Annotated in this window: 16 protein-coding genes; 14 read left to right on the forward strand and 2 right to left on the reverse strand. The window is 44.1% G+C overall.

All coding sequences use genetic code 11. The features are described from left to right. Nucleotides 1-12: 12 nt before the first annotated feature. The 6 genes from NG798_RS05085 to NG798_RS05110 are packed head-to-tail and all read left to right on the forward strand — an operon-like array spanning nt 13 to nt 8310. Complete coding sequence (locus NG798_RS05085) at nt 13-828, forward strand: class I SAM-dependent methyltransferase (protein WP_261220747.1); 816 nt, start codon at nt 13-15, stop codon at nt 826-828. Nucleotides 829-843: 15 nt separating this feature from the next. Continuing rightward, a complete protein-coding gene (locus NG798_RS05090) occupies nt 844-2397 on the forward strand; it encodes a class I SAM-dependent methyltransferase (protein ID WP_261220750.1) in 1554 nt (517 codons plus the stop codon). A gap of 36 nt (nt 2398-2433) precedes the next feature. Further along, entirely contained in the window at nt 2434-4389 is a 1956-nt protein-coding gene (locus NG798_RS05095; protein WP_261220751.1) for a glycosyltransferase, read from the forward strand. Further along, nucleotides 4382-6235 (forward strand): glycosyltransferase family 2 protein, encoded by a 1854-nt coding sequence (locus NG798_RS05100; protein ID WP_261220753.1) that lies wholly within the window; start codon nt 4382-4384, stop codon nt 6233-6235. Before NG798_RS05095 ends, NG798_RS05100 begins: the two co-directional genes overlap by 8 nt. Continuing rightward, the gene (locus tag NG798_RS05105; protein ID WP_261220754.1) at nt 6232-6972 is read left to right on the forward strand and encodes a sulfotransferase domain-containing protein; all 741 of its coding nucleotides are present in this window, start codon (nt 6232-6234) and stop codon (nt 6970-6972) included. Before NG798_RS05100 ends, NG798_RS05105 begins: the two co-directional genes overlap by 4 nt. A gap of 42 nt (nt 6973-7014) precedes the next feature. Next, nucleotides 7015-8310, forward strand: coding sequence for a glycosyltransferase family 4 protein (locus NG798_RS05110; protein ID WP_261220756.1), 1296 nt, complete (start codon nt 7015-7017; stop codon nt 8308-8310). A gap of 38 nt (nt 8311-8348) precedes the next feature. Here NG798_RS05110 and NG798_RS05115 read toward each other — a convergent pair whose 3' ends face one another. Further along, nucleotides 8349-10700, reverse strand: a complete 2352-nt coding sequence (locus NG798_RS05115; RefSeq protein ID WP_261220758.1) for a glycosyltransferase family 41 protein — start codon at nt 10698-10700, stop codon at nt 8349-8351. A gap of 592 nt (nt 10701-11292) precedes the next feature. Between NG798_RS05115 and NG798_RS05120 the strand changes: the two genes are divergently transcribed. Continuing rightward, nucleotides 11293-12795, forward strand: a complete 1503-nt coding sequence (locus NG798_RS05120) for a calcium-binding protein (RefSeq protein WP_261220759.1) — start codon at nt 11293-11295, stop codon at nt 12793-12795. Nucleotides 12796-12962: 167 nt separating this feature from the next. Here NG798_RS05120 and NG798_RS05125 read toward each other — a convergent pair whose 3' ends face one another. Then, a complete protein-coding gene (locus NG798_RS05125) occupies nt 12963-13853 on the reverse strand; it encodes a calcium-binding protein (RefSeq protein WP_261220760.1) in 891 nt (296 codons plus the stop codon). A 161-nt stretch (nt 13854-14014) separates the two neighbouring features. Here NG798_RS05125 and NG798_RS05130 point away from each other — a divergent pair, with 161 nt between their 5' ends. The 7 genes from NG798_RS05130 (at nt 14015) to NG798_RS05160 (ending at nt 23009) form a co-directional block, all read left to right on the forward strand. Beyond that, nucleotides 14015-14758, forward strand: a complete 744-nt coding sequence (locus NG798_RS05130; protein ID WP_261220761.1) for a peptidylprolyl isomerase — start codon at nt 14015-14017, stop codon at nt 14756-14758. Nucleotides 14759-15013: 255 nt separating this feature from the next. Continuing rightward, complete coding sequence (locus tag NG798_RS05135; protein ID WP_261220763.1) at nt 15014-18022, forward strand: peptidase domain-containing ABC transporter; 3009 nt, start codon at nt 15014-15016, stop codon at nt 18020-18022. Between the two features lie 112 nt (nt 18023-18134). Next, a complete protein-coding gene (locus NG798_RS05140) occupies nt 18135-19823 on the forward strand; it encodes an HlyD family secretion protein (protein ID WP_261220765.1) in 1689 nt (562 codons plus the stop codon). Nucleotides 19824-19999: 176 nt separating this feature from the next. Beyond that, complete coding sequence (gene rfbC, locus NG798_RS05145; protein WP_261220767.1) at nt 20000-20548, forward strand: dTDP-4-dehydrorhamnose 3,5-epimerase; 549 nt, start codon at nt 20000-20002, stop codon at nt 20546-20548. Between the two features lie 85 nt (nt 20549-20633). Continuing rightward, nucleotides 20634-21500, forward strand: a complete 867-nt coding sequence (rfbD, locus tag NG798_RS05150) for a dTDP-4-dehydrorhamnose reductase (protein ID WP_261220769.1) — start codon at nt 20634-20636, stop codon at nt 21498-21500. 34 nt (nt 21501-21534) lie between these two features. Next, nucleotides 21535-22608, forward strand: a complete 1074-nt coding sequence (locus tag NG798_RS05155) for a glucose-1-phosphate thymidylyltransferase (RefSeq protein ID WP_261220771.1) — start codon at nt 21535-21537, stop codon at nt 22606-22608. A gap of 17 nt (nt 22609-22625) precedes the next feature. After that, on the forward strand, nt 22626-23009 hold the full coding sequence (locus tag NG798_RS05160) for a hypothetical protein (protein ID WP_261220773.1): 384 nt from the start codon (nt 22626-22628) through the stop codon (nt 23007-23009). The last annotated feature ends 139 nt before the right edge of the window (nt 23010-23148 follow it).

Below are 23148 nucleotides of genomic sequence, written 5' to 3' on the forward strand. Positions count from 1 at the left end.
TTAAGGTACTTTATGAAGTTTGAAACAGTTTTAGCTTCTCTAAAAAGTTATCCAGTACCAGAGGGGTTTTTAAGTTCTCCGTTTCTTCTCCCAGAAGATGTGATTTCTGACGTTTACAAATTTATTGTAGATAATAAACTTCGTTCTTGCATTGAATTGGGAAGTGGTTTCGGTGCCACCAGTTGCGTCATGGGCGCAGCGACGGAAGAAATCGGCGGAAAAGTATTAACGGTTGATATGTATTTACATCAGCCGGTGAATGGAGAGGTTTTAAAAAAACATACCGGCATCGGCGATAGTTTAGAAATTGCAGTTGATAAACTCGGCTATAACTGGTATTTGGCTGATTTAATTGCCCAGCAAACAAAAAACGGAATTTGTGAGCCTTTATTTGATTTTTGTCTATTAGATGGCGCTCACGAGTGGTCGCCTGATGCCTTAGCATTTTTTTTAGTAGCTAAACTCATTAAACCGGGTGGATGGATTGTTTTAGATGATATTAATTTTACGCTCAGAAGTGTGCCCAACTGGCAGCAAGAATTTGGTCATTATACTGATAAAGAATTAGATAGCTTTCAAGTGGGAATGGTGTACGATTTAGCAGTGCGTCAACATCCCGATTTTCAAGATTTTCGGATCACCCATAACGGCAGAATTGGCTGGGCGAAAAAAGTGGATAAATCTTGTCAAAGTCAATTACAAGAAACTCAAACGCAATTGCACCAGGCACAAACTTTAATTAAGGCAATGGAAAGCAGTAAGTTTTGGCAACTCAGAAGCGCTTGGTTTAAAATCAAACAAGCTGCCGGTTTGAAGGAAAAAAATTAAGAAGGAGAAACGATAATGGAAATAATAGATGAGCATTTTGTGCCTCTGGCCGGTTTAGATTTAGAAACCTATCTTAACAATCAAGATGTGGGCGGAGTTCACCATCTTATCCGCTATATTTGGGCCTTAGAAGTTTTGGCAGATTTATCACCTTTAAATTGCGTTTTAGACATTGCTTGTGGCTCCGGATATGGTAGTTATTTGATTGCCAAAAAATTCCCAAATCTCAGCGTAATGGGAGTTGATTATGACACCAGCGCTATAGAATATGCTCAACAAAATTATCAGTTACCAAACTTGCAATATAAACTCGGAGACGGTACGCGGTGGCAAGAAACAATAGGCAATACAAAATTTGATTGTATCCTTAGTTTTGATACCCTAGAGCACGTCGTCCACCGCGAAATTATGATGCAAAATTTGGTGGAGCATTTAGAAAGCACCGGCTCTTTGCTTTTTTCAACGCCTTGTAGCGGAGATTTAGAATTAGAACCCAACTGGGAATATCACAAAATTGAATATTCCGCCGCCAGTTTATATAACTTTTTAAGCCGTTATTTCCGCACAATTTATCATAGTGAAGATGATTCCTTGCCCCACATAAACGTTTTTAACATCTTAAAAGAAAGAAACTTACGCTATTGCTTAAAAATGAATCCCGTTGTCTGCCAAGATCCAATTTTAATAACTAATCCTTATCTAAAAATCTCAAAAACCAACTTGATTTTAACAGAAACAAACTTAAAAATTGATCTCGGCTGCGGCTCGTGTAAAAAACCTGGAACATTGGGCTTGGATATCCATGCTCAGCCGGGGGTAGACTATGTGGTAAATTTTGAAAAAGACCCCCTACCTTTCGCTGATCAAGCTGTACAATCTGTTTATTCTTCTCACTGCTTAGAACATCTTTCTAATCCCATTAAACTGTTTCAAGAAATTAGTCGAGTTTGCCAAGATCGAGCAACTTTAGAATTTTGGACACCCTACGCCTGGGAGAATTCCGCTTTCATTATTGACCACAAAATGTTTTTTAATGAAGATCACTATTACCATATTTGTCTGTGGTTTGTTGATTTTTGGAAAAACATTTTAAACACTCGTTGGGTGCTAAAAGAATTCACTTATATAATAGAACCGGCAACCCTTACCGAACTTTATGAAAACAAAATTGACTTAGATTTTGCCATCAAATACTATAAAGGAATCGTCAAAGAATTTGGCACAACCATAGAAGTATGCCACACAGAACCCACCACTATTTCTGAATATAAAAGAACCTTTGCAGTAAATCGATTTGAAACAAGATATCCCATCCATTCCCCATCAATTCCCCCTACCGATGAGAAATTGAAACAAGCATTAGAATGGTTTTCTCAACAAACAGATCAGCTTGAAAAAATACCGAATTCGCTTCAACCATGCTTAAATTTATATCAAAAACAATACCAACAAACTTTGATACAATTAGAGCAATCCCAAGAACTCATAAAAGCAATGGAAAATACAAAATTTTGGAAACTCCGCAAGGCTTGGTTAAATATCAAGCAGGCGTTGCAATTAAGTAAATAAGTAAAACCCAAATAATTCAAGGGAGAAAAAATAAAAATGACGCGGGTGATGGGCGGAATAAAAAGCTTGGCCAAAATAGCCATAAAAGGAGTTTTACATCCAGAAAAACTATTCAAAGTAGGGGGCAAAATTTACCGTGCATGGCAAGCCGGCGGACTTAAAGAAATTGCCAAAAAAACCCGCCAATATATCCAAATTAAAACTCAACCCAACAATAATCCTATCCCCACCGGCCCCACTTATAATGATATCTGGCTGCAAGCAAAACGCAAATTTGACCAAGAATCAACCCCCCAAATTATTGAACGCATCCAAAAACTCCACCGCCAGCCCCTAATTTCAATTTTAATCCCCGTTTATAACACATCCGAAAAATGGCTAAAAGAGGCCATAGAATCTGTTTTAGCGCAACTTTACCCCCATTGGGAACTGTGTATTGCAGACGACGGTTCAAGCCTACCTCACGTTAAAAAAATTCTTCAAGAATACACCCGCCAAGACTCCCGCATCAAAGTAGTTTTTCTCGCAAAAAATAGCGGCATTTCTGTAGCCTCAAACCACGCCCTCAAAATAGCCACCGGCGAGTTTATTCTCTTAATGGATCACGACGACTTGTTAGAAAAACAAGCCTTATATCGCGTGGCCGAATCAATATTAGAAGACTCCCCCGATCTGCTTTACTCGGATGAAGTTTTAATAACAGAAAACGGAGAAGTCAGAGACTTTGTTTTTCGGCCTCAATTTTCCTTAGAATTTTTGAGATCCCACCCTTACATCGTTCACCTTGTTGGTTTCAAAGCCGAATTATTAAGAAACATCGGCGGTTTTCGCAATGAATTAACCATTTCCCAAGATTACGACCTGATTTTGCGAGCCTGCGAACAAGCCAAATGTATCGTCCATATTCCCGAAATTCTTTACTGCTGGAGACAACATCAAACAAGTGCCGGTCACCAAAAACAACATCAAGTTATGGAAATATCTAAAAGCGTCATTTCTCAACACTTAAAACGCTGTAATGAGCAAGGAATAGTTGGCGAAATGTGCTTTAACTTTTTTCAAGTTCGTTACAAGTTACAACCCAATCAAAAAATAGCTATCATTATTCCTACAAAAAATTGTGGTGAGCTTGTCCGCCAGTGCATAGAAAGCATTGAAACCACCGTCAAAGATATCGATTTTGATATTATTTTAATCGATCACGCTTCAGATGACCTCGATTCTTTAGAATACTTTTACTCGCTAAAAGACCGGCACAAAGTTCTCCGTTATGAAGCGGCATTTAACTTTTCTGCTATCAACAACTGGGCAATTTCTCAGCTAAACACCCAAGATTATACCCACTATCTTTTCTGTAATAACGACATCGAAGCCATTGAAGAAGGCTGGTTAAACCGGCTCCTCGAACTCGTCCAAAAACCCGATATTGCCATTGCTGCACCCAAATTAGTTTACCCCGACCGTAACACAATTCAACACGCCGGTGTCGGAATTGGCATTAACATATATGCCGAACACTACGGTAAATTTCTCCCCAACAAATCCCCAAACGGCAACTTTGAACATGGCTATTATGGCACATTTGTTATTAACAAAGAAGTCTCCGCAGTTACCGCCGCTTGTATGTTAATGCGAAAAGATGCCTTTGAAAAAATAGACGGTTTTGATGAAAACTTTGCTGTTGGTTTTGGGGATGTTGATTTATGTTTGCGAACCCGACAAGCCGGTTATCGTATTATCTTTTGTTCTCAATCTCTTCTCATTCATCACGAATCTTACACCAGAGGAAAAACCCTTGATGGAATAGATAAACATCCCCACGATACAGCCTTATTCATGCAAAAATGGCAGCCTTTCATAGAAGCCGGTGATCCCTATTTTCACCCCAACTTTTCCCACTTCAGCACATCTTGGGAAATTAAACAACCTTTAGAAATTAAACTTGATATTAACCGGCGCGTTTACAAAACCCAGGGGAATCTTTATGACTAATTTATTCTCAAAAATCCAACATTTCTCCAAGCGCAGCTACGAAGTATGGCAACAAAAAGGCCCGCGAATTGTTGTAGCAAAATTTTTCAGAAAACTTTCTTTTAAACTAGAACCCGAAGCACTAATCAGCCAAAACCAAAAAATATTTAATAACAGTTTATATTACGAATGGTCTAGCCGCAACGTCCCCAGACCCGCCGACTTAAACCAAATGTCAGAAATCGTGCAAATTTTCCAATACCGGCCCCTCATCAGCATCATCATGCCGGTGTATAACACCCCCGAAACTTACCTTCGAGAAGCCATAGAATCGGTTTTAAATCAAATTTATCCTAATTGGGAATTGTGCATCGCTGATGATAGCTCAACCGAACCTCATATTCAAACAATTTTAAAAGAATATGCCCAAAAAGACACCCGAATAAAAATAAAATTTCGACTAGAAAACGGACATATTGCCCGCGCATCAAACTCAGCCTTAGAACTAGCAACCGGCCAATTTATTGCCCTACTCGATCACGACGACTTACTCACCCCAGATGCCTTATATCAAGTTGCCTTACTTTTAAATCAGCACCCCGAAGCTGATATGATTTACTCTGATGAAGACAAAATTGATGAAAATAACACCCTCAAAGATCCCTTCTTCAAACCCGATTGGTGTCCCGATTCTTTCCTTTCCAGAATGTACACTTGCCACCTGGGAATTTACCGGCATTCTCTTATCAAAGAAATCGGCGGATTTCGGGCCGGTTATGAAGGCAGCCAAGACTACGACCTTGTATTAAGACTAACCGAAAAAACAAACAAAATCTATCACATACCCAAAATTTTATATCACTGGCGAATTCATCCCCAATCCACCGCCACCGGCACCGGCACCGTCAAATTATACGCCTATCAAGCCGCCGAAAAAGCCATCACGGAAGCCTTACAAAGACGCGGAGAAAAAGGCAAAGTCAGCGGCGTACCAGACTACTTAGGACACTATATTATCCGCTACACAATTGATGAATATAAACCCGTTAGCATCATCATTCCCACCAAAGATCAACACCAACTCTTAAACCAATGTTTGACCTCAATTTTTACCAAAACCCTTTACCCAAACTATGAAGTAATTCTCATCGACAACAACAGCGAACAACCCGAAACCGCCGAACTTATTAACAAATGGAAAACTAAAGAACCAGACAGATTTAAATCTCATCGCTTAGATATTCCCTTCAACTTTTCCAAAATCAATAACTACGCTGTCACCAAAGCAAAAGGAGATTATTTACTATTTTTAAACAACGATACAGAAGTCCTCACCCCCGACTGGATAGACGCATTAGTAGAACAAGTTCAGCGGCCAAAAATAGGAGCAGCCGGTGCACTTTTGCTATACGAAAATGATACAATTCAACACGCCGGCATCATCCTGGGAATAGGAGGAGTAGCCGGTCACAGCCACCGGCATTTTCCAGCCGACACTCCCGGCTATGTTTGTCAAGTAAAAACCATCAACAATTACCTCGCAGTCACAGGCGCTTGCTTAATGTGCCGGCGCGAAGTATTTGAAAGCATAGGAGGATTCAACGAAGACTTAGCAGTAGCATATAACGACGTAGATTTATGCTTAAAAATGATAGCAAAAGGCTATAGAAACATCTATCTACCCCACGTCATTTTGTACCATTACGAATCAAAAACCAGAGGCTACGAAGACACCCCAGAAAAAGAAGCCAGAAGGCAAAAAGAAGCCAACATCCTCAAAAGCCGATGGCCGCAATTTTTCCAAAACGATCCCTGCTACAACCCCCATTTAACCAAAGACAGAGAAGACTACAGCATAAACCTATGAACCCCCATTTCCTAATAATTGGAGCCCAAAAAAGCGGCACCACATCCCTCTACAATTACCTCATCCAACACCCCCAAATATCCCCAGCTAAAACAAAAGAAATACACTTTTTTGACCTAAACTATCATCAAGAAATCGACTGGTATAAAGCCCAATTTCCCCAACAAGCCGGCCAAAACACCATAACCGGAGAATCCAGCCCCTACTACCTATTTCACCCCCGCGTACCCCAGCGAGTACACCAACACTTTCCCCAAATAAAACTCATCATCCTTCTCAGAGAACCCGTAGCAAGAACCTGGTCACATTACCATCACGAAATACGCTTAAAATACGAAACCCTTAGCTTTGAACAAGCCATCGCCAGCGAACCCCAAAGACTCCAAGGAGAAACCGAAAAACTCCTAGCAGAAGACAATTATTACAGCTTCAACCACCAACATTATAGCTACCTGGCACGAGGAATCTACCACCAACAAATCAAAAACTGGCAGCAATATTTCCCGAAAGAGCAAATTTTAATCCTCAAAAGCGAAGATTTTTATGCCAACCCTGCCCAAACTCTCAACCAAACCTTAGAATTCCTAGAAATCCCGCCCCATACCATAGAAAGCTATCCAAAATACAACAGCGGCAGCTACCCAGAAATCTACCCCGCCACCAAACAATACCTAATAAACTACTTCCAACCCCACAATCAAAAACTCGCCAAAGATTTAGGAATAACTTTTTGGTAAAATTCTAAAAAGCCTCAAAAAAACCTAATTAACCCCACAAACATGAAAGCATTATTTCTCCATCCCAACTTCCCAGCACAATACCGGCACATCATCACCGCCCTCGGTAGCGATCCCAATAATCAAATAATCTTCGGCACAAAAAATGAACGCCCCGAATGGGAGATTCCCGGTGTCAAAAAAGCCCTATTTTCACAAAGTAGAGAACCCCGCGCCGAAACCCATCACTATGTACGCCCCCTCGAAGGAGCCGTGCTTCAAGGACAAGCCGTATTTCGCCTCGCAGAACAACTAAAAAGCCAAGGATTTATCCCCGATATAATTTGCGGACACTCCGGTTGGGGGCCAACACTTTTTATGAAAGACGTATTTCCAAACACCCCCCTTTTCTGTTACTTTGAATGGTTTTATAACGCACGCGGTTCCGACGCCGACTTTGACCCTGCCGACCCCTTAAATGCCGACGACTACCCCCGAATTCGCATTAAAAACTCCCCCATCTTACAAGACCTCTACGCCTGCGATTGGGGAATTTCTCCCACCCAATGGCAACACTCACAATTTCCCAAAGAATTCCAATCAAAAATATCCGTACTCCACGATGGAGTCGATACCGACTACTTCAAACCAAACCCCGGAGCAAAACTCGTATTACCCAACCTCGATCTATCAGGAGTAGACGAAATTGTTACCTATGTAGGCAGAGGAATGGAACCCTATAGAGGCTTTCCAGAATTCATAGAATCAATCGCCTACATCCAAGAACGCCGGCCAAATTGTCACGTTGTAATTGTCGGTTCAGAGCGCGTTTGTTACGGAAAATCTTTACCCAACGGGGAAAGTTATAAAGACTATATGCTCAAAAAAGTTCCCCTCGACTTATCGAGAGTGCACTTCGTTGGGCCCCTCCCCTACGGACTATATTTAAAAGTAATTCAAGCCTCCACAGCCCACATCTATTTAACCCGTCCTTTCGTATTATCTTGGTCAATGATAGAAGCCATGTCAACCGGCTGTTTAATCATCGGTTCAAGCACCCCCCCCGTAACAGAAGTCATCCGCGATGGAGAAAATGGATTACTCGTTGATTTCTTTTCTCCTAAACAAATAGCAGATCGCGTTAATGAAGTCATGGAACATCCAACCCGCATGGCAGAAATACGCAAAAAAGCCCGCCAAACCGCCCTAGAACGCTACGCCCTCGCCGACCTTCTCCCCCGCCATCTTCAACTTATAAAAGACATCGCCAGCCGCAAAATACCCCCCCAACAAATCGAAAAAACACCCCAACAAAAACCCCCCAAAACCAGCAAAGGATTCGCCCCTCAAAAACGGTAAAATTATAGGCCGATGCTCAGCCACCGGCCCATCCTATTTTACTGGTTAACTTTTTTAAGCAAATCCTCAAAAATTGCCAACAAATCAACAGCAAACTTTTGAGGATTCCACACCGGCGCCAAACAATCCGCCTGCTTAGACTTCCTCAACTGTTCCCGAACAGAATTCCGCAAATTCGCATCTTTGCCAAACTTAACCCCCCATTCTACATACTCATCCCAAGAACAAGCAATACCACTTTCCACCCCCAAATTTTTCAACAAAGAATACCCCATCCGAGACATTCCCCCCTCACCCTTGCGCGTCACCACCGGCACATTAAACCACAACGCCTCAAGAGTATGAGAACCGCCATTATAAGGGAAAGAATCTAACACAACATCCGCACACTTATAAATATCCCGGTGTTCTTCTTCCGTCTTCGCCATATCCGCAAACTTAAGCCGGTGAAAACCCACACCCTCCGCCTCACAAACCTCCTTATATAACCCGCGAATCACCTCAGAATCTCCCACACCTTTTTGTACTAAAATGCTTTCAGGAACCTCCTTAAGAATTTTGATTTGAGCCTCAATCATTTCTCGATTTAACTTGCGAGCCGGTGTCACAGATAAATACACCATTTGATCCACACCAACCCGCAAAGATTTACGAATTGCCTCACCATTCAACCGCGTACTTTTAAACCCAGAAACCGCCACCCAAACAGCCGGCATCCTCACCAACTGCTCAGTATAATGTTCCTCAACCCCCACAGGATGCGTATAACCATCACATAAAAAATAATTTTCATTTGACATAAAAGGCGGCTCAAAACCCAACCAAGAAACACAAACAGGGGCCGGTTTCCGATACATAATTTCCGCATGACCTCGAACCGTCAAAGAATCCAAATCTACTAAAACATCCAACTCATCCCTCAAAATTTTTTGCAAAATATCCGCATCAACTTCTCCCGCCGCCACAAAAATATTTTTGTCACTTTCATAATATTGATAAGCAAGTTGTTTAAATTTATCCGTTTGGTCATCAGCTTTTAAGCCCCCAGACACATACAAATAAACCTCCGCCAACTTAGAAAACTCTTGCAAAACATCCAAACAGCACCAGCCTACAGAATGCCGGCAAAAATGTTTCGACAAAAACCCAACCTTTAACTTTTGTTTTGGCCGGTCTAATTCCTCAGTCGCCTCACCAGACATCAACCAAACTTCATCACTACCCAGCAAAGAAACCCCATCCGCTGTTTTTTTAGCAGTGATTTTCTCCTCCATCAACCGGCCATAAAAACTACCGACCGACTTAAAAAGCCTAGTATTTTCTAGCAAATCATCCCGCAAACTAAGCGCCCCAAAAAGCAATCCTCCATAAAGAATAGCCATTTCCTCGCCCGTCAAATTTTGACCGCTTTCTACAAAATTTGCTTCAAGCCGAACCATCGTTTCTTTCGCCACTTCCGTTGAACCAGAATTCAAATTTCGTAGCATCAAAGCCGTCTGGGCAATCACTTTACCCACATCGCCACAGCGATCCACATATTGCTGAGCCAAATTTCTTAAAAAATCAAACTCAGCACTCTCTTGAACATCCACTGTTAACAAACAATACAAAGTTTGATGAGGAAACATTAAACTTGGATTCAGTTCAATTGCCTTGAGCAAACTATTAAACGCCTCCAAAAAATTACTTCGAGTAAATTCATCTTGGCGTTGCCCTTGACAGAGAATAGCAAAACCCAAATTAGCTAAAGCCTCTGGCCAATTCGGATTAAGTTTCACAGCACTTTTAAAGTAGCGAATTGCCTCCTGAAATTCACCCGCAGCCGCCAGAGCATTTCCCCGCTTAAAAACAAAATCTGGGCCGGCCAACTCCGGCTGCATTTGCACCGCTTTTTGTAAATAAACATTCGCCTCAGAAACATTACCTTGATTATGCAAAATCTGGCCTAAATTCCAATAAACCCCAGCCAAACTAGGTTTAAGAGCAATCGCCTTGCGGTAACAACCAATCGCCTCATCCAACCGGCCCAACTTATAAAAAACCGTCCCCAAATTCGCGTGAGCTTCAGCAAAATCAGCTTTAAACTCAACAGCTTTTTGATAAGATCGTAAAGCAGCCTCTAGTTTCCCTTGAAGTTGCAGCACATTTCCCAAAGTTTTATAAGCCTCAGCAAAATCAGGCTGCAATTTAAGAGCTTGCTGGCAAACAGCAATCGCCTCTGGCAACATACCTTGAACCTGATAAACTTGGCCAATGCCGTTAAGCGCCTCAACACAAGCCGGTTCAATAGAAAGCGCCTCCTGATAGCGAGAAAGCGCCTCACTTAGCTGACCGGCCTGCTGAAGTTGATAGCCGGTTTGGCAGAGAACACCAACAGAAGATGAATTCATCAAAAAACCTCCCTCAACACTGACAATAGACCAATCTGACAAGAGCAGCTTGCCCAAAAATCCTGTTGCAAGAAATGCCCGCAGGTAAATTGTTTGGAACTACCCGCAAAACTAGACTACCGCCAAAAGCCAGCCCCACAACAGTCTCCTGTCCTCGACCGGCAGAAATAACTGCTTTGTGCGGGCCACCGGCCAGTAGGTTCCACTGTGGAATGGTATAATCAAAAGCTTATGCTCGCTCTCAAATAAAATTAAAAAAGTCTTTGAGGCAAGCATCGTCTGTGCAAAAATTGATTGCCAAACCAGCCATTAAGGTTTAAATTGAAAAAATTTGGGGAACAGCAAAATCGCTAGGAGGGTCAACAAAATATACTTACTCAAAGCCAAAGAGTAATATAAATGATTAAAGCCGCACACAATCAAACGTTTTCAATAGTGACAGGCTAGACACCAACCTGTAAACTAAGATAGACTTGCTGCGGACTGATAGATATAGACCAATGCCAACAAAACGTCAAGCGTTGAAGGCGTTAGCTAAATTGGCAAGCATAGCAAGCAACTACGACGAGCAACAGAGGAGCAAAAACAAAAAATGGTAAGACCACTAAGCGACGATCCCAACGTCCTGCAAATAATAGATGCCCCAGATGTGATAGTTGCCCTGGGAGGAGAAGACCGCATTGAAACTTTTATCGGTGGGGGAAGCCTGATTTTTGGCAACCTTGACAACGACTCGCTCAGCGCCAGAGGCATTAACGACACCCTAAACGGTGGAAAAGATAACGACTTCCTACAAAGCACCAAAGGCACCAGCGTGCTGGTAGGTGGGCAAGACGAGGATAACCTAGTAGGTTCACTCGGCAGGGATACGCTGTTTGGGAACGCAGGCGAAGACACTATAATAGCCGGCGCAACCGCACCCACCACATCGATTTTTGGTGACACGACACAACAACAAGCAGTCGGACAAGGAAACAACCTGGTCGGAGGCGGCCAAGGCGCTGATAGTATCATTGGCGGTGGCAACAAAGACTCCTTGTACGGCGACCTTGGAAACGACACGATAACAGCAAAGGCAGCCTCGACCAGCAACTACCTAGTTGGCGGTGGCGGTGCTGACATCATCGAGGGAGGTGGAGCGCAAGACACCATCATCGGTGATGCGGATACAGACCCAAGCAGTGCCGGCAACGACATACTCAAGGGTGGTACCGGCACCAGAGTGATGATGTTTGGTAACGGCGGCAATGACTCGCTGGCAGCTGGGAGCGACCAATCCAGCCTCTACGGCGGTCAAGGCAATGACACCCTCACGGCTGGTACGGGCACTAAAGGTGAAAGCTACCTGGCGGGTCAGTTGGGGAATGACAGCCTAGTGGCCAGCAATGAAACCGACACCCTTGATGGCGGTGCCGGCAACGACTTCCTGGATCTCAAGAGCACCAAAGCTACTGCCATTGCCGGGGATGGTAATGACACGATCACAGGCAGTGCCGGTGGTGGAGCCGCGTTGCGTGGTGGGGCCGGCGATGACAGCCTTGTGGGGGTACTTGGTGATTTCTTGTTCGGTGAAGCCGGCGACGACCGATTACTCAATGCCTCCGCTGGAGATGGAGGAGATGGCAATGACGCAATCGGGGGCTCGGACAGCAACGGCGACAACCTCAGCGGTGGTGCTGGAAATGATCTCTTGTTCGGGTACGGCTCGACTGACGTACTTAATGGGGGAGCCGGCACAGATGGACTGTACGGTGGAAATGAAGCAGACACTCTCACCGGCGGTGATGGCGCAGACTCGTTCTACTACGAAAACACCCTCCAAGGTGGGGACAGCATCACAGACTTTGTAACCGGCTCCGACAAAATCCTCTTGGCCTCAGCAGCCTTCACCGGCCTGACCAACCCTCTATTCCCTGGTGCAGTCGCCTTCACCACTACCATTACTAACGCGAAGGGAGCAACAATCTTCTACGATACAAACACCAAACTGGTGTCCTATGACGCAACCGGAGGCACCAACGGTGCGACCGACGCTGTAGGCTTATTCACGCTCCAGTCCGGCTCCGTCACTGGTACAGACTTCCAACTCTTTTAATTAATTCTTTTCTCTCATTACACGGCTCTGAGTTCAATCAGGGCCTTCTTAACTTAACGGGTAAGGGACAACGGCTAAATGCCAGTAGCCCTTACCCATTTTCATTTTTTTGTCTTTATTTTCAAGCATTAAATTCCAACATCCCAAACCACTAAAAACCCCCCACCTTAAGACTTTTGCTTTTGAACAACCACATCCGGCGACAAACTCACCACACCCCCCAATAAACCCAAAAACGCCGTCCCAAAATGCTGAATTTCCAGAAAACTCGCTTGCTCAGGAGCCGGCTTGTATATCCGAAAAGTCCGCATAACTCCCAACGTCGCCGCACTTTCCAACGGGCCAATAAAACTCGTATCCCGGTCTAAAAAATACGGCTGATCCACCCAATACTGCATCTGCTCAGCATTCAAAAAATAACAACCCGAATGAGGATTCAACGCACGACGAAACACCACCGGCATATCCATCACCTTCCCCATCAACTGCGGTTGATCCTGCACATTGTGAAAACGCTCCGTCACACGCGGCAGCAAATCCCCATCAACATAAACCTTATTCATAACCCCCACCGGCGACACCTCATAACGATTTGGCTGCAACAAATTCAAATTACCCACCTGCTTGCTAAACCACCCCAACTTCACAAAAAACCAAGGATCGTGAAGAATTAAATCATCCTCCAAAAAACAGAAATAATCATACCGGCCCAAATTATCCCGCAACACCGCCTGACACTCAAACCCCAACAGCATCGGTTCCACAGTTGTGCGATGATGAGTATATAAGTGAGAAGGCAGAGCAAGCTGATCCAGCAAGTGGTAATTTTGCGTGGTACAGACGATAATATCAATATCGTGAGATTGAGACTGATTTGCCGGCACAGCCAAACGCAAACCAATATCAATCAAACCTTGAGACCGGCCATAAAGTTGATGCAAAGCCACCATACAACCACTAAAAGCCAACAAACGAGGCCGGGGGTCTTTAGCCAGAGAAGCGTGCCGGCCCCCACCGCTAGGATTAAAAAAATGAGCAATCGTAAAGAGAATACGCATGAGAACTTAAGATACCGTAAATAAATAACCATCAATAAACAGACTTAAAACCCAACCACAAAAAACAATACCACCCACCCCTACGTCATAAAACCCAACAAACATTAGCTATAACTTTATTGGCTACAAAAAACCACCCAATTCTAGGTAAATTAACAGACATGGCAGAGCTTTTTCAAATCGGCAACAAAATCATCCAAGACCATGAAATTCCCGCCCTTCTCATCCGCTACCAACTCATGCCCCAACTATTGAGGGGCATCATCATCGACCAAGCCATCGCTAACATCACTTGTAGCGAAGAAGAAACCCAAGCAGCCCTTGAAAAATTCTTCGCCTCACAGCAAATTAGCACCCCCCAAGCAAGAGACGCATGGCTGCAAAGCCAAAACATGACCTTAGAGCAAATCAAAGAACTCGCCGTCCAACCCCTACGGCTCGAAAAATTCAAAACAGCCGCCTTTAACTCCAAAGTCGAAACCTACTTTTTCAGCCGCAAAACTCACTTAGATCAAGTAGTGTACTCACTCATCCGCACCCAAGACCCAGGACTCGCCCAAGAAATATACTTTCGCATCCAAGAAGGCGAACAAACCTTTCCCGAACTAGCCCGTGAATACTCCCAAGGCCCAGAAGCTAGAACCGGCGGACTACTTGGCCCCGTTCCCCTCTCCCAACCCCACCCAGCCATCGCCAAACTCCTCTCCGTCAGCCAACCTGGACAACTGTGGACACCCCGACCCCTAGCCGAATGGCTTGTTATTATCCGGCTTGAAAAATTCATCCCCGCACGCCTTGATGACTCAATGCGCCGGCAACTCATTGACGAACTCTTTGAAAACTGGATCAAAGAACAAACTCAACAAGTCAAACTGCGAACAGCCGCAGTCACCGCTGCCACCTAAAGCAAAAAACCGAGAGGGCCACACCAGCACCTCTCCCCTATAGCTTGGGTACAATACAAAAGGCGCATCAACAGGGGCATCAAGCCAAAACCCATAAATTTTTCTAAATCCAGCAAAAGCAGTGCTGGCTTAAAGCTAACATCACAGAATCAATGCTTTGGAAACATAACAGGAAACCTGTATCACCACAGATAACCGTTCAGTTCACCCTAAATTAAATAAACGTGACCAGCCCCAAAGTTTAAAACCCACCCTATGACGCAACCGATCACCCCCACTCAAATCCCCGCATTTTTAACGCAAACCGCGCCCTTTGACCAACTGGGAGTAGACAGCCTCCAAGCAATTGCCAGCAAATGTCAACTCTTGCGTTACCGCACAGGCCAGCCAATCTTTGAGCGAGAAAAACTCCCCACCCAAATCGCCATTATTTATCAAGGACAAGCCCGACTCTTAGGCTATGACCAACGGATGCAAACCCCCGTCAGCATCAAACTCCTCGGCCCTGGGGAACTGATCGGAGCCGCCGGCCTTGTGCGGGGCGAACCCTGTGAAACCGCCATTGCCTCCACCGAAGTCATTTGTATTTGCCTCGCAGCCGCCGACTTCTTAAACTATCTCGAAACCGAACCAGCCCTAGAAAGCGCCTTCAAAAACAAACCCTACCAAAGCGAAGTTTTTGAACTGATCAGCGTCGAACTGCAACGACGAGCCGACGCAAGCATCAACCTCAAAGAAGTCGCCACCAAACTATCCCACGAAGCAATCGCCCTCAACATAAAGTCTCCTCAACTCGACCTCGCCAAACTCGACCCAAACCGCCTCTGGCTGATCAGTAGCGGCACCATCGGCGAATATGAAACCGCAAGCCGCCTCCCCCTCCAAGGCACCCCACGCACCTTACCCGTCCCAACGAAAGGGGGAGCCAGACTGATCGGATTGCCCCTCAACTTCCAAGCCACCCCAACCCCTGCTTTAACCGTCCTCCAACCCAGCGAACCCGACAGCCTCCCCCTAGCCCCCATCCAAGACACGCCCCGGATCGTCGAGTACCAAATCCCAGAAGCGCCTCCCCGACCGCCGGAACCCCCGCGTGATGCCTTCACGACTCCGATCAAATACCCCTTTATACGCGGACGCGGGCCCCTTGACGCACCCCTGGCCTGCTTTCAAATGCTCAGCAAACACACCGGCGCCACTTTCCGCAAAGACATCATCCGCCGCGTCCTCGAAGGCCAAATCAAAACCAAAGGCCAAATCACCCTGCAAACCTGCGGCGCCATCACCGAAATGATGGGACTGCGATCCCAACTCGTTCAAATACCCTCTAGCTATATCGGCAGACTCAAAGCCCCGGCAATGGTGCCCTGGTACGACAGCTTTGCCATCATCTACAACATCACCGAAAAAGAACTGGTGATGGCTATCCCCGAAAGCGGAATTTCTCGCAAAAAACCCGCCGAGTTTGCCGATGTTGCCGGCGAAGCCACCCAAGTTTTGCTTTTAACAGCCCCAGAAAATGAACTCACCAAAGAAAAATTTGGCCTCAAGTGGTTCATCCCCTACGTCGTCAAATATCGCAGCATCCTCATCCAAGTCTTAGTTGCTTCGTTTTTTGTTCAGCTATTTGGCCTCGCCAACCCGATCATCACTCAGGTGATTATCGATAAAGTTTTGGTGCAACGCAGCATCGAAACTCTCGACGTTTTGGGCATCTTCTTATTGGGTGTGGGCCTTCTCGAAGCTCTCCTGACTGCTCTGCGTACCTACCTCTTTGTAGACACTACTAACCGTATTGACCTGAGTTTAGGCAGCGAAGTCATTAACCACCTCGTCCGCTTGCCTCTGAACTTTTTTGATAACCGCCGCGTTGGCGAACTGGCCGGTCGGATGAACGAACTTGAACGCATCCGTCAATTCCTCACCGGCACCGCCCTCACCGTTGTGCTTGATGCCGTCTTTTCTGTGGTTTACATCGTTGTGATGTTCGTGTACAGTTGGCTGCTGTCTATAGTTGCTCTCTCCACTGTGCCTCTGTTTGCTGCCCTCACCCTCATGGTTTCTCCCATTATCCGAGGTCAACTCAGACAACGGGCCGAACGTTACGCCGATGCTGAATCTTATCTGGTGGAAGTTCTCAACGGTATTCAAACTGTCAAAGCCCAAAATATTGAAATGCTCTCGCGCTGGAAATGGCTGGAACGCTACGCGAGATATGTGAGTGCCGGTTTTCAATCGGTTCTGACTTCCAGCAATGCCGGTAGTATTAGCGGTTTCTTACAAAAACTCTCTGGTTTACTTATTCTCTGGGTTGGCGCTCACTTGGTTATCCAAAATCAACTTAGTCTTGGTCAACTTATTGCTTTCCGCATTATTGCCGGTTATGTCACCAGCCCGCTTTTGCGCTTGGTTCAACTTTGGCAAAACTTCCAAGAAACTGCTCTTTCTATTGAACGACTCAGCGATATTCTCGATGCTCCTCTGGAAGTCACAGAAGAAAATCGCACCAATATTCCTATCCCGGAAATTGAAGGGGGCGTTAAATTTGAAAACATTTCTTTCCGTTTTAAAGAAGCCGGGGCTTTGCAATTGGTGAATATTAACCTCGAGTTCACTCCGGGTGAATTTGTGGGTATTGTTGGGCAAAGCGGTTCGGGAAAAAGTACGTTGATGAAACTGCTTCAGCGCCTTTATGAACCTCTTTCGGGGCGTATTCAAGTTGATAGCTATGATATTGCTAAAGTAGAGTTATATTCTCTGCGCCGGCAAATTGGGATGGTCTTACAAGACACTTTGCTTTTTAATGGTACGGTTCAAGAAAATATCGCTCTCAACAACCCAGAAGCCTCGACGGAAGAAATTATTGAGGCGGCAAAAATTGCGGTGGCTCACGATTTTATTATGTCTTTGCCCAATGGTTATAACTCTATTGTGGGAGAGCGGGGTTCTTCTTTATCGGGTGGTCAGCGTCAGCGTATTGCCCTGGCGAGGACGATTTTACAAAATCCCAAATTGTTGATTCTGGATGAAGCGACGAGTGCGCTAGATTACAACACAGAGCGTCAGGTGTGCGATAACTTGCAGAAAGCTTTTAGAGATCGGACGGTGTTTTTTATTACTCACCGGCTGAATACGGTCAGAGATGCTGATGTGATTTTAATGATGGATCAGGGTTCGGTGGTTGAACAAGGTAAGCATGATGAATTGATGGCACTTAAAGGCCGTTATTACGCTCTTTATCAACAACAGGAATCACAATTGTAAAAAGTCATTGGTCAAGAGTCCTTTGTCTTTTGTTAAAGAAAAAAACTAATGACAAATGACAAATGACAAATGACCAATTACAAATGACAAATGACATTTAGGAGTTATTTCAATGAAAAGCGATTCTTTTAATTCAAATTCCTTTTCTGATTCAGTTTACGACCAGCCGGTAATTTTAGAGAAACCGGCTTATTGGACACAAATTTTTGTCTGGGCAATTGTCAGTGTCACGGGATTTGGTTTACTTTGGGCTACATTTGCCCAAATTGAGCAAGCTGTGCCGGCTGCCGGCAAACTGGAACCGCAACAAGCTCCGCAAGATGTGCGTCCCGCCGCCGGCGGTGTGGTGCGAGAAGTTTTGGTCAAGGAAGGGGAACTGGTCAAACGAGGTGAGGTTTTGCTGACTCTTGACCCCACTTCTTCTCAAGCTGATGTGGAGTCTTTACGAAATGTAAAAGAATCTCTCTTGAAAGAAAACCAATTTTATGATAAGGCGGTCAATGGGGAAACTCTGGCCGCTGCGAATACAGATTTGGAAACGCTGACGCGGGAAAGATTGTCGTTAGTGGGGGATAATGACGTTTATCAAGCGCTTTTAAATGAGTTTGATTTGGGGACTGGCGGCGGCGGTGGTGGTTTTAGTGCCACGCAACAGGCGCTTTTTTTGGCAAACCGGCGCGAATATTTGGCTATTCAAGAGCAAGAGCAAGCGCAAATTCGCAATCTTAATGAAAAGCTGAATGAAATTGATGGCCAGTTGGCTGCCGGTGTGGAACGTTTGATTCGTTCGCGCGAACAAATGCCAAGGGCTCAAAATCGGCTTTCTTCGGCACAGGCGCAGTTAGCGAAAGCCCAAGATAAGCTGGTAACTGATCAACAAGTGCTTACTATTAACGAGGAAATTTTAGGGCAAATTAATCCTTTGGTGGATGAAGGGGCTCTGTCAAAATTGCAACAACAGCGTCAACAACAAGAAGTTTTGACTAAGCAAGGAAGTGTGATTTCTGCAACAGCAGAATTAGATACCTTGCGGGGAGAAATTGAAGCCAGACAGCGGGAAATTTTACAAACTCAAGATGAGGTTACGGCGCGTCAAGCTGAAGTAGATCGCTTGCGTTCCCAACAAGATCAAGTGAGAGCAGAAATTGATGTGGCTCGCAAAGATGCAGACAGTAAACGAGCATCTTGGATGAGAAATATGCGAGATAAACTGCAAACTAATAAGCAAAGAATTGCTCAAGTTGATTCGCAAATTGGTCAAAAGAAACAAGAGAATTCTAAGCAAATTTCTCAAATTGAAGGACAGTTAACTAAAGCCCAACAAGCGCTGCAATATCAAGAAGTGAAAGCGCCGGTGGATGGGTTTGTGTTTGATTTAAAAGCTTCACCAGGTTTTGTGGCGCGGGAAGTTGACCAAAACCCGATGATGAAATTGATTCCCCAAGATAGCCTAATTGCTAAGGTTTATATCAATAACAAAGATATTACTTTGGTGCAGCCAGGGATGGATGTTGAAATTAATGTGGAGGCGTATCCGTCGATGCAGTTTGGGACAATTAAGGGGAAATTAAAATCAATTGGTTCGGATGCTTTGTCACCTGTTCCTAACGAACGTCCTTTTTATGCGTTTCCTGCGGAGGTAGAGTTGCCGGTGCAGGCGTTTGAATTAAATGGAAAGGAATATCCTATTCAGTCGGGGATGGCGATTCAAGGTACTATTAAAATTGGCAAACGCACGGTTATGGAGATGTTTTTGGATAGCATGAGCCGCAAAGTTAAAACTTTGGAAACGGTTAAATAGTCAATTGTCCTTGGTCATTTGTCCTTGGTCATTTGTCAATAGTTTAGGCTGATTTGTCCAGTCTTGGGTTATAATCAATCACCCAGAAGTATTGCTATAGGAGGGTGGACAAAGAACCATTGACAAAGGAGAATTAACAAAGGAAAATTGACAAAGGACAATTGACAAAGGACAAAATGAATATAATTCAAACAGAGATTCCCGAAGTTTTAATTATTGAGCCGAAGGTTTTTGCAGATCCGCGAGGCTTTTTTTTGGAAAGCTTTAACCGGCGAATTTTTGCAGAAAAAACCGGCCTTGATTGTGATTTTGTTCAAGATAACCACTCGCGTTCCTCTAAAAACATTTTGCGGGGACTGCATTATCAAATTCAACAACCCCAAGGTAAATTAGTCCGGGTAGTAGTGGGAGAAATTTTTGATATCGCTGTCGATATCCGCAAAAATTCTCCCACTTTTGGTAAATGGGTAGGGTATTATTTGAGTGCAGAAAACCATCGTCAATTGTGGATACCGGCAGGATTTGCACATGGATTTTTAGCCGTCTCCGAAATTGCCGAAGTCCTATATAAAACAACCGAATATTATGCCCCACAATATGACCGTTGTATTCTTTGGAATGACCCCGATATTGGCATTAATTGGCCCTTAAATGGCGAAACGCCAATATTATCAGCAAAAGATCAAGCCGGCATCCCCTTAAAAAACGCCGAAACCTTCCCCTAAACTCCCAAAAAAATCGTCAATTCATCCGCGTTAATTCGCGTTTATCTGCGGTTTAAAAATCTTTTCCTCTTAAAAAATCAAAAAAGTGAAAATCCTCATCACAGGGACAAACGGCCAACTAGGCCAAGAATTGCATCACCATCTCAGCGAAAAAACCTATAACATCACCGGCCTAAGTCGTGACAAACTAGACTTAGCAAACCCTGATAACATTCGCCAAGTTTTGCAAGAAATTAAACCTGATGTTATTATCAATGCCGGTGCTTATACAGCAGTGGACAAAGCAGAAAGCGAACCCGAACTTGCTGATGCTATTAACGGAAAAGCAGCCGGTATTTTAGCAGAAGAAGCCAAAAAAATCAATTCGCGTTTGATTCATGTTTCGACAGATTATGTATTTGATGGTACGGCAAGTCAGCCATATTTAGAAACCGATGAAACCAACCCTTTGGGAGTTTATGGCAAGTCTAAATTAGCAGGCGAAAAAGCTATTGAGGAGGTTGGCGGAGAGTATCTAATTTTGCGAACTGCATGGGTTTATGGGGTAGGTGGAAAAGGCAATTTTGTCAAAACTATGTTGCGTTTAGGAGGCGACAGAGAAGAAATTCGGGTGGTTTGCGATCAAATTGGTAGTCCAACTTGGACAGGTGATTTAGCGGAGGCGATTGGCAGGTTAATTGAGTTAAAATGGGACTCAGGAATTTATCATTACACGAATAGCGGTGTCGCCAGTTGGTATGATTTTGCGGTGGCGATTTTTGAAGAGGCAAAACAACGGAATTTTCCTTTAAAAGTTGCAAGAGTCGTTCCTATTACGACATCAGAATATCCCACACCGGCCCGCCGGCCTGCTTTTTCTGTTTTATCTTCTAAAAAAATCTCGGCTGTTTTGGGATCTCACCCTCCACACTGGCGACAATCTCTCAGAAAAATGTTAGAAAAAAACCAGTAGTCATACCCAATTACCTTACAATACGCAATCATCAATGAAAGCTTTAATTCTTTCTGGCGGAAAAGGAACAAGGTTACGTCCTCTAACGTACACCGGCGCAAAACAACTGGTGCCGGTTGCAAATAAACCGATTTTGTGGTATGGACTCGAAGATATTATCGGGGCCGGTATTACGGAAATTGGCATCATTATTAGTCCAGAAACTGGCGAAGAAGTGAAGGCCAAAACCGGCAATGGCGAAAAATTTGGCGTCAACATCACTTATATTTTGCAAGAAAAACCTGCCGGTTTGGCCCACGCGGTGAAAGTTGCCCAACCATTTTTAGGCGATGATTCGTTTATTATGTATTTGGGTGATAACATCATTCAAAGTGAATTGCAAACTTTTTTGGAAACCTTTAAAAAGCAAGATTTAGATGCCTTGATTATGTTGCGGAAGGTTTCTAACCCCAGTGCTTTTGGGGTTGCGAAAGTAGATGAAAATGGGCAAGTTTTACAACTAATAGAAAAACCCAAAAATCCGCCTTCTAACTTAGCTTTGGTGGGTATTTATTTCTTTTCTAAAACGATACACGAAGCCATCGATAACATTCAACCCTCGGCGCGGGGAGAATTGGAAATTACGGATGCGATTCAAAAACTGCTAGATTGGGAAAAACCTGTTAAAGCTTGCACTCTGGAAGGATGGTGGTTGGATACCGGCAAAAAAGACGACCTCCTCGAAGCCAACCGGATTATTTTAGACACACAACTTTCGCCATCTGTCAAGGGAGAAGTGGACGAAAAAAGCCAAATTATCGGACGAGTTCAAATTGGCACCGGCACAAAAGTTGTTAATAGTTCCATTCGCGGGCCGGTGATTATTGGGGAGAATTGTTACTTAGAAAATTGCTTTATTGGCCCCTATACTAGCATCGCTGATGAAGTAACTTTAATTGAAGGAGATTTAGAACACAGCGTTGTTTTAAAAGGCGCTAAAATTTCCGGTATCCATCAGCGGATCGTTGATAGCGTCATCGGACAACGTGCACAGTTAGGGGTTGCGAATATGCGCCCGAAAGCTTTAAGATTTATGATTGGCGATGACTGTCAAGTAGAACTTTCATAAATAGGTAAGGGTGAAAATTGGAACCGCAAGAAATCCCCACTGAAAAAATTAAAGAGAAACTGCGCCAGACTTTAGCAGCGGATATTTTTGGGGTTTCCAATCAACACCCGCCGGCAGCAGATGAAGATGAGGATATTGTAATTTTAAAAACTGGCTTTGATATTTACAATATCCCCATCACTTCTTATCAAAAATTCATGCAACCGGTTATCATTGGTCTGCGAAAGTTTGTTAGAAAGTTGTTGAAGCCGGTTTTGGAAAGACAAGTTATTTACAACTTTACTAATACACAAATTCTTCAATCTTTAAGGAAAGAAGTTAAGGTTTTAAAGGAAAATCAAATAAAATTAGAGACTCAAATACAACAACTGCAAACTGAATTGGAAAAATTGAAAAGGTAGGTTTGGGTGTTTATTTTTAGGTTGATAGGAAGAGTTTTTAACCGCAGATAAACGCAGATAAACGCAGATGGATTAACGCAGATTTAAAGTTTGCTTTGGCATAGATGGTTTGATAATTTTGTTTTTAAGTTATTTGGGA

This window comes from Ancylothrix sp. D3o (assembly GCF_025370775.1).
In the GTDB taxonomy this organism is placed as follows: Bacteria; Cyanobacteriota; Cyanobacteriia; order Cyanobacteriales; family Oscillatoriaceae; genus Ancylothrix.

Excerpts from the sequence above, each read along its gene's own strand:
- NG798_RS05115 (WP_261220758.1), bottom strand. The coding sequence starts at position 10,700 with ATGAATTCATCTTCTGTTGGTGTTCTCTGCCAAACCGGCTATCAACTT.
- NG798_RS05130 (WP_261220761.1), top strand. The coding sequence starts at position 14,015 with ATGGCAGAGCTTTTTCAAATCGGCAACAAAATCATCCAAGACCATGAA.
- NG798_RS05085 (WP_261220747.1), top strand. The coding sequence starts at position 13 with ATGAAGTTTGAAACAGTTTTAGCTTCTCTAAAAAGTTATCCAGTACCA.
- NG798_RS05140 (WP_261220765.1), top strand. The coding sequence starts at position 18,135 with ATGAAAAGCGATTCTTTTAATTCAAATTCCTTTTCTGATTCAGTTTAC.
- NG798_RS05135 (WP_261220763.1), top strand. The coding sequence starts at position 15,014 with ATGACGCAACCGATCACCCCCACTCAAATCCCCGCATTTTTAACGCAA.
- NG798_RS05095 (WP_261220751.1), top strand. The coding sequence starts at position 2,434 with ATGACGCGGGTGATGGGCGGAATAAAAAGCTTGGCCAAAATAGCCATA.
- NG798_RS05110 (WP_261220756.1), top strand. The coding sequence starts at position 7,015 with ATGAAAGCATTATTTCTCCATCCCAACTTCCCAGCACAATACCGGCAC.
- NG798_RS05090 (WP_261220750.1), top strand. The coding sequence starts at position 844 with ATGGAAATAATAGATGAGCATTTTGTGCCTCTGGCCGGTTTAGATTTA.
- NG798_RS05120 (WP_261220759.1), top strand. The coding sequence starts at position 11,293 with ATGGTAAGACCACTAAGCGACGATCCCAACGTCCTGCAAATAATAGAT.
- rfbC (WP_261220767.1), top strand. The coding sequence starts at position 20,000 with ATGAATATAATTCAAACAGAGATTCCCGAAGTTTTAATTATTGAGCCG.
- NG798_RS05155 (WP_261220771.1), top strand. The coding sequence starts at position 21,535 with ATGAAAGCTTTAATTCTTTCTGGCGGAAAAGGAACAAGGTTACGTCCT.
- NG798_RS05105 (WP_261220754.1), top strand. The coding sequence starts at position 6,232 with ATGAACCCCCATTTCCTAATAATTGGAGCCCAAAAAAGCGGCACCACA.
- NG798_RS05125 (WP_261220760.1), bottom strand. The coding sequence starts at position 13,853 with ATGCGTATTCTCTTTACGATTGCTCATTTTTTTAATCCTAGCGGTGGG.
- NG798_RS05100 (WP_261220753.1), top strand. The coding sequence starts at position 4,382 with ATGACTAATTTATTCTCAAAAATCCAACATTTCTCCAAGCGCAGCTAC.